The organism is Enterobacter sp. Bisph1 (genome assembly GCF_000814905.1).
Lineage (GTDB): Bacteria > Pseudomonadota > Gammaproteobacteria > Enterobacterales > Enterobacteriaceae > Kosakonia.
Map to the genome: position 1 here is coordinate 13,717 of NZ_JXAG01000046.1, position 14,375 is coordinate 28,091.

The window sequence follows — 14,375 nt, forward strand, 5'->3', positions numbered from 1 at the left end:
ACCCCATAATCATCCGTGCGGCGCGAATGTTCCAGCCACCTCGCGCCCTTCTCTTTGTGCGTTAGCAGGCATCCTTTCCTGCCAGCGCATATTTCTTAATTTTCCGGTACAGCGTCGCGATACCGATACCCAGCACTTCTGCCGCCTGCTTTTTATTACTGTAGCGGGAGAGCGCATCGTAAATCATCTGCCGCTCCATCTCTTCCAGCGCCGTTGCGCCTTCATCCTGAACCGCCGATGGGGTCACGCTTACGGCTAAGTCGACGACAGGTGTGAAAGTGCCGCTCAGCAACGTCGGCGGCAGCAGCGTCATTTCAATCACTTCTCCCGAGGGCACAACGTTGACCAGATATTCGATTAAGTTGCTCAGCTCACGAATATTACCCGGCCAGCTATAGCGTTTAAGGAAATCCACCACCTCCTGCGCCACGCCGGGGTAAACCAGCCCCAGCTGGTGGGTGTGCAAATTAAGGAAATAGTGGATCAGCAGTTCAATATCATCCTGCCGCTCACGCAGGGGCGGCAGACGCAGCGGGATCACGTTGAGGCGGTAATAGAGATCTTCGCGAAATTTCCCCTCCGCGATGAACTGCTCAAGGTTCTGATGGGTGGCAGAGATAATACGGATATCCACCGGGACCGGGCAACTGGCACCCACCGGCTGGATCTCACGCAGCTCAATGGTGCGCAGCAGCTTGGCCTGCAACGTGAGCGGCATATCGCCGATTTCATCCAGAAACAGCGTGCCCTGATTGGCGGCCTGAATCAGCCCGACTTTCCCGTGTGCCGACGCACCGGTAAACGCGCCTTTCACGTAACCAAACAGCTCGCTCTCAAGCAGTTGCTCAGGGATGGCGGCACAGTTAATGGCGATAAACGGCTTTGCCTGGCGGCCGCTCAGCTTATGAATAGCCCTCGCCACCACCTCTTTACCGGTTCCGCTCTCACCGGCAATCATCACGCTGGAAGGGCTTGGCGCAACGCGGCCAATTAGCTTTTTAAGCTGGCGCATCGAACGGCATTCCCCGACCATGGCTTCAATTTGCGGCCCCTCCTGAACGGCACTCAGATCCGCCGTCGAGTGCGACTGATGGAAAGCCATCAAAAACAGCCATTGATCCTGCACCGCATGCAGTTGCCCAATCACCAGCTCTTTGCGAGCATCAAAGGTAATAACGTGCTGCATATGGCCATGTTTGAAATTATCCTCAAAGGTCAACGGCTGAAACTGGACCGATTTACCTATTATCAGGCCCCGCCCGGTGCCGATAATTTTTAATGCCGTCTGGTTAGCGAATTTCACTTTTTGATCGTTACCCACCACCAGCACGCCCTGATCCATATTTTCAATCATGGTGAGAAATATTTGCTGAATATTGCCACCGGCCGGGTGATCGGATAAAAAACGTGAAACGAAGATATTGGAGACATGGCGAACATAATCAGAGAACTCTGGAATATTATCATTAATCCGTTTCTGCTGTTCGCGGGTAAGGGCCACCAGGCTTATCACGCCGACACACTGGTTATTGAACATAATGGGCGTCCCGAGAAAAGCTTTCTCGTTACACGCTTCTTTATTACTGCAATTTTTACACAGCGGGTCAAAGCGCGAATGGGTAACGACCTTCTCTTTTTCAGTTTCAATAATGTAATGCAAAAGTCGCGAGTTTGTAGATAATTTCCGTCCAATCTGGCTGCTGAAGATGCCGGTTCCCGCCACGCGATAGAGTGAACTATCAATAATCTCAACCTCAAGCTGGAGTACACTGGAGAGCATTCTGGCAAACTTTTGAATTTTAGGTTGAATTTCCATCAAAATGGAGAGAGATGTGGACGGTATCATTGTCTACCTTTTATCGTGCTTATCCGTTATGAACCAGTTGTTAACAGCCTGGAGATGACTTTTCATATTGATATTACGTTTTCTCACCCGGCCGTTAATACAGAAAGTGTTAATCATCCAGGCCTGAACAAAATATGCAGTTGATATCACAATTCATTATCAAAATGATAATTTAGATCGTCCATTTATCATATTGGCGCATACGACACTCGATAACCCTGCCTTTTTATCGCTTAACAAATGTGCTATTTCCCAACAATTATCGCACAGAAAAAAGCGTTATTAACGGCGCCCCTTCCCCGCCCTTTATTTAGTGATCCTTATCACATAAAACCGCACGGTTAACGGATGGTCATTTATTTATTCAGGAACTGGCACAGTTATTGTTAGTAACGAAACAGCGCTGACTTTCGCCATTCAGCACGGCGTTTTATGACCGCGCAGCAATTATTTCGCCCGTTATTGACTCCAGGATTGAAAAATGAAAACTGTGAATGAACTGATTAAAGATATCAACCAACTCAATTCTCACCTCAGCGAGAAAGATTTCCTGCTGACCTGGGAACAGTCACCGGATGAATTGAAGCAGGTTCTGGATGTGGCGGCAGCCCTGAAGACGCTACGTTCAGAAAACATTGCGACCAACGTGTTTAACAGCGGGCTGGGTATCTCTGTTTTTCGCGATAACTCCACCCGCACGCGCTTCTCCTACGCCTCCGCGCTGAATCTGTTAGGCCTGGCGCAACAGGATCTTGATGAGGGTAAATCACAGATCTCCCACGGCGAAACGGTACGTGAAACAGCCAACATGATCTCTTTTTGCGCCGACGCGATTGGTATCCGCGATGACATGTATCTCGGTGCCGGTAATGCCTATATGCGCGAAGTGGGTGAAGCGCTGGATGACGGTTACAAGCAAGGCGTTCTGCCCCAGCGTCCGGCGCTGATTAACCTGCAGTGTGATATTGACCATCCCACACAGGCGATGGCGGACCTGGCCTGGCTGCGTGAGCATTTCGGTTCGCTGGAAAACCTGAAGGGCAAGAAAATTTCCATGGTCTGGGCCTACTCGCCGAGCTACGGAAAACCCCTCTCCGTACCGCAGGGGATTATCGGCTTGATGACCCGATTTGGTATGGACGTCACCCTCGCGCACCCGGAAGGCTATGACCTGATCCCGGATGTTATCGAAGTGGCAAAAAATAACGCCAGCGCATCGGGCGGCAGCTTCCGTCAGGTCTCCAGCATGGAAGAGGCGTTCAGCGACGCCGATATCGTCTATCCGAAATCCTGGGCCCCTTACAAAGTGATGGAGCAGCGGACTGAATTGCTGCGCGCTAAGGACCACGATGGACTGGCGGCACTGGAAAAAGCGTGCCTTGAGCAAAACGCCAAACATAAAGAGTGGCACTGCACCGAAGAGATGATGGCGCACACGCGTGACGGCGAGGCGCTGTATATGCACTGCCTGCCTGCTGATATCACCGGTCTCTCCTGTGAAGCGGGGGAAGTGACGCAGGAGGTGTTCGAAAAATATCGCATTGCCACCTACAAAGAGGCGAGCTGGAAGCCCTACATCATCGCCGCGATGATCCTGTGCCGCAAATTTGCCTCGCCGGGCCAGATGCTGGCGCAGCTGATGAAAGACGCACAAAAACGCATTAAATAAGCCCCCGGTCTGGCCTGCGGGCCAGCCTCATCCTTTCGCCATTCCAGAATAAGGATCGATTATGTCTGCTTTCTCACTGCACATGGATATTGCCGACAATCACTTTTACACCGGGGAGAGTTCACCGCTGTTTTCCCGTCAGCAGGCGCAGCAGGCGCGCCACTTCCATCAAAAAATCACCGGCTACCAGCCCACGCCGCTGCTGGCGATGAACGAACTGGCCGCTCTGTTCGGCGTGCATAAAATCCTGGTGAAAGACGAGTCCAAACGCTTTGGCCTGAACGCCTTCAAGATGCTCGGCGGTGCTTACGCTATCGCCCGGTTGATGTGTGAAAAACACCAGATTGATATCAATGACTTCTCCTTTGCAACGCTGAAATCAATTATCACCGAGAAGATGACCTTTACCTCCACCACCGACGGCAACCACGGTCGGGGGATCGCGTGGGCCGCCCAGCAGCTGGGGCAAAACGCGGTGATCTATATGCCAAAAGGCTCGGCGCAGGCGCGCGTCGACGCCATTTTGCGTCTGGGGGCGGAGTGTATCGTCACCGATATGAACTACGACGACACCGTGCGCTTCACGATGCAAACCGCGCAGGAAAAGGGTTGGGTTGTGGTTCAGGACACCGCCTGGCAAGGCTACACCAAAATCCCGACGTGGATTATGCAAGGCTACACCACCCTTGCGGACGAGGCCGTTGAACAGATGGCGTCGATGGGCATTCCGCGCCCGAGCCACGTCTTTTTACAGGCGGGCGTCGGGGCGATGGCCGGTGGCGTGCTGGGTTACCTGGCGGACGTGTACGGGACCAGCAACCTGCACTCGGTGATCGTTGAGCCGAAGCAGGCGGACTGCCTCTATCGCTCGGGAGTTAAGGGCGAGATCGTCAACGTCGGCGGCAGTATGTCGACCATTATGGCGGGCCTCGCCTGCGGGGAACCCAACCCGCTGGGCTGGGAAATTCTGCGCAACTGCGCCAGCCAGTTTATCTCCTGCCAGGACGCGGTCGCCGCGCTCGGTATGCGCGTACTGGGTAACCCGCCCGGGCTCGATCCGCGCGTGATTTCCGGCGAGTCCGGTGCCGTTGGCCTCGGCGTGCTGGCCGCCGTTCATTTTCACCCGCAGCGCGACGCGCTAATGCAACAGCTCAAACTCGACCGCGATTCCGTGGTGCTGGTGATCAGCACCGAAGGCGACACCGATCTTAAGCACTATCGGGAAGTGGTCTGGGAAGGCCTGCACCCGGCAGCGCAATAACAGGCGACAAGCCGTAAAACATTCCTCCCGCCATGCGGGAAACATCAAGGACTGGAGAAGAGATCCATGGCTAAAAATATCCCTTTCAAACAAATTGTCGAAAAAGCTCAATTCTATCAGGACGATATGACGCGCTTCCTGCGCGATATGATTGCTATTCCCAGCGAAAGCAGCGATGAAAAGCGCGTGGTCCATCGTATTAAAGAAGAGATGGAAAAAGTCGGCTTCGACAAAGTAGAAATTGACCCGATGGGCAACGTGCTGGGCTATATCGGCCACGGGCCGCGGCTGGTGGCGATGGATGCGCACATCGATACCGTTGGCATTGGCAATATCAATAACTGGAACTTCGACCCGTACGAGGGAATGGAGACGGACGAGGTGATCGGCGGTCGCGGCACCTCCGATCAGGAAGGCGGCATGGCCTCAATGGTCTACGCTGGCAAAATCATCAAAGACCTGCAACTGGAAGATGAGTACACGCTGCTGGTAACCGGAACCGTGCAGGAAGAGGACTGCGACGGCCTGTGCTGGCAGTACATTATCGAACAATCCGGCATTCGCCCTGACTTTGTTGTCAGCACCGAACCTACCGATTGCCAGATCTACCGCGGCCATCGTGGACGGATGGAGATCCGCGTTGAGGTGCAGGGGGTCAGTTGCCACGGCTCTGCGCCGGAGCGCGGCGATAACGCGATTTTCAAAATGGCCCCGGTGCTAACAGAGCTGGAACAACTTTCGCACAATCTCGGGGATGACGCCTTTCTCGGTAAAGGCACCCTCACGGTTTCCGAGATTTTCTTTACTTCACCGAGCCGCTGCGCGGTGGCGGATAGCTGCGCCGTCTCCATTGACCGCCGTCTGACCTGGGGTGAAACCTGGGAAGGCGCGCTGGAAGAGATCCGTGCCTTACCGGCGGTGAAGAAAGCCAATGCGGTGGTGTCGATGTATCACTATGAACGTCCGTCATGGACCGGGCTGGTCTACCCAACGGAATGCTATTTCCCGACGTGGAAAGTGGAAGAGGATCACTTTACCGTCCGCGCCCTGAGCAACGCCTATGAAGGCCTGTTTGGTCAGATGCCGGTGGTGGATAAATGGACCTTCTCCACCAACGGCGTCTCGATCATGGGCCGCCACGGTATTCCGGTTATCGGCTTTGGCCCCGGCAAAGAGCCTGAAGCCCACGCGCCAAATGAAAAAACCTGGAAATCCCATCTGGTGACCTGCGCAGCGATGTATGCCGCTATCCCGCTGAGCTGGCTGGCCACCAAGTAACTGTTATTTCCCGCCGCCCTGCGCGGCGGGATGCTGAGGTTTTTATGCGTGTTCTAATTAAAAATGGCCTCGTCGTGAATGCCGATGGACGCAGGAAAAAGGATCTGCTGATTGAGGATGGCGTCGTCAAGTACCTTGCCGAGTCCATTGAGCCTGAGCAGCCCTGCGAGGTGATTGATGCCGAAGGGTGCTATGTGATGCCCGGCGGCGTGGATGTGCATACCCACTTTAATATTGATACCGGGCTTGCCCGCAGCTGCGATGACTTTTTTACCGGCACTCGCGCCGCGGCCTGCGGCGGCACCACCACCATCGTCGACCATATGGGCTTTGGCCCGCCTGGCTGTCATCTGCGCCACCAGCTACAGGTGTATCACGGCTACGCCGCCTATAAAGCGGTGATTGACTACAGCTTTCACGGCGTGATTCAGCATGTTAACCACGGCATTCTCGATGAAATCCCGATGATGGTGGAAGCGGGCATCACCAGCTTTAAGCTCTATCTGACCTATAAATACAAGCTGCTGGATGACGAAGTGCTGCAGGTAATGCGCCATCTGCAGCACGCCGGGGCGCTGACCACCGTGCATCCGGAGAATGATGCGGTCATCGCCCGGCGGCGGGCGGAGTTTATCAACGCCGGTAAAACCGCGCCGCGCTACCATGCCGAAAGCCGCCCGCTGGAGTGTGAGGCGGAAGCGATAGCCCGGATGATCAACCTTGCCCAGCTCGCCGGTAATGCACCGCTGTATATCGTTCATCTTTCGAACGGTCTGGGGCTGGATTATGTGCGGCTGGCGAAAACGCGCCATCAGCCGGTGTGGGTGGAAACCTGCCCGCAATATTTACTGCTCAATGACCGCTGCTATGAACGTGAGGATGCGCTGAACTATCTGCTCAGCCCACCGCTGCGTAATGCCAGCAATAACGATGCCCTGTGGTGCGGGATTAGCGACGGCTCGATTGATACCGTCGCCACCGACCACTGTGCCTTCTCAATGGTCCAGCGACAGGCTATCTCTGGCGGGGATTTTAGCCGCTGTCCAAACGGCCTGCCGGGCGTTGAAAACCGACTACTGCTGCTCTTCTCCCACGGGGTAATGAGCGGGCGCATCTCGCCCGAACGCTTCGTGGCGCTGACCAGCGCCACACCAGCCAAACTGTTTGGCCTGTGGCCGCAGAAAGGCTTGCTGGCCTCCGGTGCCGATGCTGACGTGGTGATCATCGATCCTAAACGTACCACCACCATCCGCCACGCCATGCTGCATGACAATGTGGACTACTCCCCATGGGAAGGCTTTATCTGCCAGGGCGCGATTCGCCAGACCCTTTCCCGCGGCCGGGTGATTTTTGATAACGGCACCTTTACAGGCCGCGCCGGACAGGGGCGTTTTCTGCGCCGTAAGCCCTTTCCCGCGCCGCCTTCCTCATCAACGAACCAAAAAGTTAAAGAGAGGACTCTATGAAGAAAAAAATCGTTCTCGCCCTCGGCGGGAATGCGTTGGGTAACGATCTCGCCGGTCAGATGCAGGCCGTAAAACAGACCTCGCAGGCTATCGCTGACTTAATCGCTCAGGGCCATCAGGTTGTAGTCACCCACGGCAACGGGCCGCAGGTAGGGATGATCAATCTGGCCTTTGAAGCAGCGGCAAAAACCCAGGCCCATACGCCGATGCTGCCGATGTCGGTCTGTGTGGCGTTAAGCCAGGGCTATATCGGCTACGACCTGCAAAATGCGCTGCGGGAAGAGCTGGTGTCACGCAAGCTGGATATCCCGGTCGCCACCCTGATTACCCAGGTGGAAGTGGATGCCAACGATGACGCCTTCCGCCATCCGAGCAAACCGATTGGCTCCTTTTTCAGTGAGCAAGAGGCGCAACAGCTGACCCAGCAGGGTTACGTGATGAAAGAGGATGCCGGTCGCGGTTATCGTCGCGTGGTGGCCTCGCCTGCGCCGGTCGATATTATCGAAAAACAGACGGTGAAAACCTTAATGGAGGCCTGTCATGTGGTGATAACCGTGGGCGGCGGCGGTATTCCGGTGGTCCGCGAAGGCCATCATCTGCACGGCGCCAGCGCGGTGATTGATAAAGATTGGGCCAGCGCCAAACTGGCGGAGATGATTGACGCCGACATGCTGATCATCCTGACGGCGGTGGAAAAAGTCGCCATTAACTTCGGCAAGCCCAATCAGCAGTGGCTGGACACCCTGTCATTAAGCGACGCGGAACACTTTATTGCCGAAGGGCACTTCGCCGCGGGTTCTATGCTGCCGAAAGTGCAGGCCGCGGCGGCATTTGCCCGCTCGCGCCCTGGCCGCAAAGCGTTAATTACCATGCTAGACAAAGCCAAAGAGGGGATCGCCGGCCAAACCGGCACTCTGATTAGCCAGTAAACCCTCGTCGGAAAGAAGTTAACGCAGCAGGCCCGGCAAACACGCGGGCCTGCTACTTTTCTCGATTCAGGCATCGCTGCTTTGCGCTTCACGAAGTTGCCGCTCTGCCCGCTGAGGGGGCTTGTTCACCTGCGTCATTAACCCACCCGCCGCTCTGTTTTTTACCTGCAGCACTTCCGCAAGAATACTGACGGCAATTTCATCGGGCGTCTCGGCGCCAATGTCATAGCCTACCGGCGCGCGTAAACGGTTCAGATCCGCCTGCGCTGCGCCATTTTCCCGCAGCTGCTGCAAAAAGACCTGCACTTTCCGGCGGCTGGCCAGCAGCCCCAGCCAGGCAACCGGGCGGGTGATAAGATTATCCAGCGCCTCGCGATCCTGATTATTGGTGGCTATGAGTACAAAATCCTCGCGGCAAATCGCCATGCTGTTAACGACCTCGGCGAAGCTTGCGCCATGAATAAACTGTGTCGAAGCGGGGAAAGCGTCCGGGCTGAGGCTTTCCTGATAAATGTCGCCAACGGCAATCTCAAAATCCACCAGCGCCGCAATCCGTGCGACCGCGCGATTAACATGTCCCGCCCCCACCAGCCACAGTTTCGGTCGCAGTCCGTGCACGCTGATATAGATAGACATCGCGCCGCCACAGTCGGATCCAACCGCATCGCTGCCCTGGCGGGCCATACGTGCATGAAACAGTCTGGATGCTTTCGCGCGCAGCGCCTGCAGCGCCTCGTCAATCACTTTACGCTCGACCATGCCGCCGCCGATGGTGCCAACAATTGACCCATCCTCATGAATTAACATCCGCGCCGAATGTCGCGGAGCCGATCCTCTGCTGTCGACAATTTGTGCCAGCGCGAAGGGGCGGTTTTGTTTTTCAAGTCTCGCGGCTTCTTCGAAAATAGTCATACACTCCTCAATCGATCGTTTTCTGGTCTGTCGCCTGCAGCGTTATTATTCCCGGCCCTGGCTGCTAGCTGTTTACAGGCGATAACACATTTCTCAGTTTGAGAGTTTCACCCCTGCAAATAGTGGCCGGGAAAAGGCAGCTGTCGATAATGCAATATTTATGCTGAATCGCCCTTTTCTGGAAAATTGAAGTGAAGAATTTACCGTCGGCGCTAAATAGCGCAGCGAAAAATAATCTTGCTTGCGAGCGGGATGATGATTCATGGCCGAAAAATATCAGCAGAAATTATCATTTTGATAATCCAGCATAGGTTTTGAGAAATAACCGCGCCCTGCATTAACGCCCGGATTCAGCCATCAATAACCCCCTGTGAAAACAGTAAAAAATAGCGCCGTGAGTTTCGATCTGTCTCACAAAATTATTATTCCCTACGCCTTTTATTTATAACTGGTGTGATTGTTGCTCTGCTCCTTTTACCCCGTCGGGATGATAACGCGCCCGGCAATGTCATTTACTAATAAGTCTAAGGAGAGGGTTATGGGAGATATTATGCGCCCCGTCCCGTTTGAGGAGCTTTTAACGCGCATATTCGAGGAATATCAGCAAAAGCGATCTATTTTCGGTATTCCCGAGCAGCAATTCTATTCACCGCAGGTTCTCCGCCCGCTACAGGTGTTTGGCGAAAGCTGCGCCACGCCCCTTGGTCCGGCGGCCGGGCCGCACACGCAGCTGGCGCAGAATATTATTACCGCCTGGCTTACCGGCGGGCGGTTTATTGAACTGAAAACCGTGCAGATCCTCGACCGGCTGGAGCTGGAAAAGCCCTGTATTGACGCCGAAGATGAGTGCTTCAATACCGAGTGGTCCACGGAATTCACCCTTAAAAAGGCCTGGGATGAATATGTGAAAGCCTGGTTTGTGCTGCATCTGCTGGAGCATATTTTCCCGCTGACGCCGGATAACAGCGGCAAATCCTTTATTTTTAATATGAGCGTCGGCTACAACCTCGACGGCATAAAACAGCCGCCGATGCAGGAATTTATCGACAACCTGCTGGATGCTTCCGCCCATCCGAAGTTCGTCCACTATCGTGAAACCTTAAACCGCTGGCTGCATGACACTGCGTTTGTCGCCCGGCTGCCCCACGGCACCCGTCTTGCCGAGCTGGATACGCTGGCGCAGCGCATTCCCGCTACGCTGGTGCACGGCGTGACCCTTTCCACCATGCATGGCTGCCCGCCGGATGAAATCGAGGCCATCTGCCGCTATATGCTGGAAGAGAAAAACCTCAATACTTTCGTTAAGCTCAATCCGACGCTGCTCGGCTATTCCCGCGTTCGGGAAATCCTTGATAGCTGCGGCTTTGGCTATATTGAGCTGAGTGAAGCCTCGTTCGAACACGATCTGCAGCTCGATCGCGCGCTCGGTATGCTGACCCGCCTGATGACGCTGGCTAAAACGCGCAATCTTGGCTTCGGCGTCAAGCTGACTAATACCCTCGGCACCCTGAATAACAAAGGCGTACTGCCCGGAAAAGAGATGTATATGTCCGGGCGGGCGCTGTTCCCGCTGGCGATTAACGTTGCGGCGCTGCTCTCAAGGGCGTTTGACGGCACTTTACCTATCTCCTATTCCGGCGGTGCCAGCCAGTTCAATATCCGCGAGATATTTGAGACCGGCATTCGACCGATCACCATGGCAACGGATCTGCTCAAACCCGGCGGCTACCTGCGCCTGACGGAATGTCTGCGCGAGCTGGAGTGCGCCAGCGGCTGGACGAAAACGCAGATTGATGTCCCGCGGCTGAACGCGCTGGCGGAGAAAGCCGTCAGCATGGCCTATACGCAGAAACAGTGGAAACCGAGCGAGCGCATTAGCGTCGGTGGCCCGCTGCCCCTCACGGATTGCTATATCGCTCCCTGCGTCAGCGCCTGCGCCATCAAACAGGACATTCCGCAATACATTCGCCTGATGGGCGAGGAGCGTTATGCCGATGCGCTGGAACTGATTTACCAGCGCAACCCTCTGCCCGCCATTACCGGCCATATCTGCGATCACCAGTGCCAGTACAACTGTACGCGCCTCGATTACGACCAGGCGCTGAATATCCGCGAGTTGAAAAAAGTGGCGCTGGAAAAGGGCTGGGAAGAGTACCACCAGCGCTGGCACAAACCGGCAGGATCGGCGTCGATGCGCCCGGTAGCGGTAATTGGCGCAGGTCCGGCAGGCCTGGCGGCGGGTTACTTCCTGGCGCGCGCCGGTTACCCGGTGACGCTGTTTGAGCGGGAAGCAAACGCCGGTGGCGTGGTGCAGAATATTATTCCGCAGTTCCGCATTCCCGCTGAACTTATCCAGCAGGATATCGACTTCGTGGTCAGTCACGGGGTGAATATCGTTTACGGCTGCGATCCGCACCTTACCATCGATAAACTGCAGGCGCAGGGTTTTCACTATGTGCTGGTCGGCACCGGCACCGATAAGAACAGCGGCGTAACGCTCGGCGGGGATAACCAGAACGTCTATAAATCACTGGCGTTCCTGCGCGACTTTAACCGCGGTGAAAAACTGCCGCTGGGCAAGCATGTGGCGGTAGTGGGCGCAGGCAACACGGCGATGGACTGCGCCCGCGCCGCGCTACGGGTGCCCGGCGTCGAGCGCGTTACGGTGGTGTATCGTCGCGCCCGTGAGCAGATGCCCGCCTGGCGGGAAGAGTATGAAGAAGCCCTGCTTGATGGGGTGAACTTCGAATGGCTGTGCAGCCCGGAGCAGTTTCACGCGGACGGCACGCTGGTGGTGCGCGTGATGACACTGGGCGATGCCGATGAGAAAGGCCGCCGCCGTCCGATTGAGACGGATAAAACCCGCCAGCTGCATGTGTCTGCGCTGATTACTGCTATCGGAGAACAGCAGGATGTCGAGGCGCTGGCGGCGATGGGCATTCCGCTTGACCCACAGGGCTGGCCGCTGGTCAATCCCACCGGCGAGTGTCGCAGGCGCAACGTCTTTCTGATTGGCGATGTTCAGCACGGCCCTTCGTCCATTGTCTCGGCCATCAGCAATGCCCGGCGCGCCACGGATGAGATCCTGACGCGGGAAAATCTCGGCGGCCAGCCTGATTACCCGCGCTGGAATAATGTTGATCCGGCGGAGATCTATCAGCGTAAAGGGGCTATCGCCGTCACCCAGGTTGATCGCGAGGATCGGGACGCCTTTATCGCCGAAGAGGCCAGCCGCTGCCTGGAGTGCAACGTTGTCTGCAGCAAATGCGTGGATGTCTGCCCCAACCGCGCCAACGTCTCTATCGCCGTGCCCGGCTTCCAGAACCGTTTCCAGACGCTGCATCTTGATGCCTTCTGCAACGAATGCGGCAACTGCGCTCAGTTTTGTCCGTGGCAGGGACGGCCCTATCAGGACAAAGTGACCGTCTTTAGCCTTGAGCAGGATTTTATCAACAGCCGCAATCCCGGTTTCTATGTCGGCAACGGCCAGGTGCGCATTCGTCAGGATGGCAAAACCTGGCAACTGCCGCTCACCCGGGATGGACGCTTCAACGTCGTGCCAGAAGAGCTTGATACCCTGTGCCAGATCATCAGCCATGTTCATCACCACCACCATTATCTGCTGGGAGCCGTGGAAGAATGAGTATTGTTATTTTAAAAAATGCCACCGCCGCGCAGCTCCATCCGGCGCAGGTGTGGGAAAATGTCGATATTGCCATTGTGAATGACAAGATCCTCGAGGTAGGCAGCGGGCTTAGCCAGTGCTACCCGCAGGCGAATATCAAAGAGATGCACGGGCGGCTGGTCATGCCCGGCATGGTCTGCTGCCACAACCATTTTTACTCCGGCCTGTCGCGCGGGATCCTGGCGAAGATTGCCCCCAGCCCGGATTTTATCTCGACGCTCAAACATCTGTGGTGGCGTCTTGATCGGGCGCTGGATGAGGAATCTCTGTACTACAGCGGGCTTATCTGCGCGATGGAAGCGGTGCGCAGCGGCTGTACGGCGGTAATCGATCATCACGCGTCGCCGAACTTTATCGCGGGCTCGCTAAGCCAGTTGCGTAACGCTTTTCTGAAAGTCGGGCTGCGCGGGATGACCTGTTTCGAAACCACCGACCGAAACGGCGGCATGCGTGAACTGCAGGCGGGCGTGCAGGAGAATATCCGCTTCGCCAACGAGGTCGACGCTGCGCGGGAAAAAGGCGTGGAGCCGTATCTGGTTGAAGCGCATATCGGCGCGCATGCCCCATTCACGGTGCCCGATGAAGGGCTGATGATGCTCAGGGAAGCGCTGCAGGCCACCGGGTGCGGGCTGCATATTCATGCCGCTGAAGACAGCTACGACGTGTCACACAGCCATCACCACTACGGTAAAGATCTGCTGGTACGGCTGGCGGACTTCGACCTTATCGACAGCAAAACGTTGATTGCCCATGGGCTGTACCTTTCTGATGCAGACCTCAAGTTGCTCAATGGCCGGGACGCTTTTTTAGTGCATAACGCCCGCTCCAATATGAACAACCATGTTGGCTACAATGCGCATCTGCCGCAGGTTTACAATCTTGCGCTGGGCACCGACGGAATTGGCTCCGATATGTTTGAGGAGATGAAGTTCGCCTTCTTTAAGCATCGTGATGCGGGCGGCCCGCTGTGGCCGGACAGTTTCGCCAGGGCGCTGTACAACGGCAATACGGTATTAAGCCGCAATTTCAACGCCCGTTTTGGTCGCCTGGAGGCGGGCTGCAAAGCGGATCTGACGATTTGCGATTACCTGCCGCCTACGCCGCTCACGGCTGAAAATATTGCCGGGCATATCGCCTTTGGTCTCGGTTCTAATAGCGTGCACAGCGTGATGGTCAACGGAGAGATGATCTATGAAAATCGCCGTTTTCCCTTCGACGCGGCACCCATTTTCCAGCAAGCGCAGAGGGTGGCCGAGAAGATGTGGCAACGCATGGACGCGCTGCCCTAAGGCTGGATAACCGCTTATCCGCAAACCCGGCCCGCTGGCC

Annotated in this window: 9 protein-coding genes; 7 read left to right on the forward strand and 2 right to left on the reverse strand. The window is 55.8% G+C overall.

Annotation, left to right across the window (positions count from 1 at the left end):
• Positions 1–61 precede the first annotated feature (61 nt).
• On the reverse strand, positions 62–1,846 hold the full coding sequence (locus tag RW65_RS15175) for a sigma-54-dependent Fis family transcriptional regulator (RefSeq protein ID WP_039057625.1): 1,785 nt from the start codon (positions 1,844–1,846) through the stop codon (positions 62–64).
• Positions 1,847–2,327: 481 nt separating this feature from the next.
• On the opposite strand from RW65_RS15175, the gene ygeW reads away from it, so the two are divergent.
• The 5 genes from ygeW to arcC all read left to right on the forward strand — a co-directional run bounded on the left by ygeW (position 2,328) and on the right by arcC (position 8,449).
• Entirely contained in the window at positions 2,328–3,515 is a 1,188-nt protein-coding gene (gene ygeW, locus RW65_RS15180; RefSeq protein WP_039057626.1) for a knotted carbamoyltransferase YgeW, read from the forward strand.
• 61 nt (positions 3,516–3,576) lie between these two features.
• Complete coding sequence (gene dpaL / locus RW65_RS15185) at positions 3,577–4,776, forward strand: diaminopropionate ammonia-lyase (RefSeq protein ID WP_039057627.1); 1,200 nt, start codon at positions 3,577–3,579, stop codon at positions 4,774–4,776.
• A 66-nt stretch (positions 4,777–4,842) separates the two neighbouring features.
• Positions 4,843–6,054, forward strand: coding sequence for a YgeY family selenium metabolism-linked hydrolase (locus RW65_RS15190; protein WP_039057628.1), 1,212 nt, complete (start codon positions 4,843–4,845; stop codon positions 6,052–6,054).
• A gap of 44 nt (positions 6,055–6,098) precedes the next feature.
• On the forward strand, positions 6,099–7,520 hold the full coding sequence (gene hydA, locus RW65_RS15195; RefSeq protein ID WP_039057630.1) for a dihydropyrimidinase: 1,422 nt from the start codon (positions 6,099–6,101) through the stop codon (positions 7,518–7,520).
• On the forward strand, positions 7,517–8,449 hold the full coding sequence (gene arcC, locus RW65_RS15200; protein ID WP_039057632.1) for a carbamate kinase: 933 nt from the start codon (positions 7,517–7,519) through the stop codon (positions 8,447–8,449). The genes hydA and arcC overlap by 4 nt, the downstream gene beginning before the upstream one ends.
• Positions 8,450–8,515: 66 nt before the next feature.
• Here arcC and RW65_RS15205 read toward each other — a convergent pair whose 3' ends face one another.
• On the reverse strand, positions 8,516–9,361 hold the full coding sequence (locus RW65_RS15205) for an XdhC family protein (RefSeq protein WP_082022453.1): 846 nt from the start codon (positions 9,359–9,361) through the stop codon (positions 8,516–8,518).
• 538 nt (positions 9,362–9,899) lie between these two features.
• On the opposite strand from RW65_RS15205, the gene ygfK reads away from it, so the two are divergent.
• Together ygfK and ssnA are read left to right on the forward strand one after the other, a co-directional pair.
• A complete protein-coding gene (gene ygfK, locus RW65_RS15210) occupies positions 9,900–13,004 on the forward strand; it encodes a putative selenate reductase subunit YgfK (protein ID WP_039057633.1) in 3,105 nt (1,034 codons plus the stop codon).
• Positions 13,001–14,335 (forward strand): putative aminohydrolase SsnA, encoded by a 1,335-nt coding sequence (gene ssnA, locus RW65_RS15215; protein ID WP_039057634.1) that lies wholly within the window; start codon positions 13,001–13,003, stop codon positions 14,333–14,335. The genes ygfK and ssnA overlap by 4 nt, the downstream gene beginning before the upstream one ends.
• Positions 14,336–14,375: the final 40 nt, after the last annotated feature.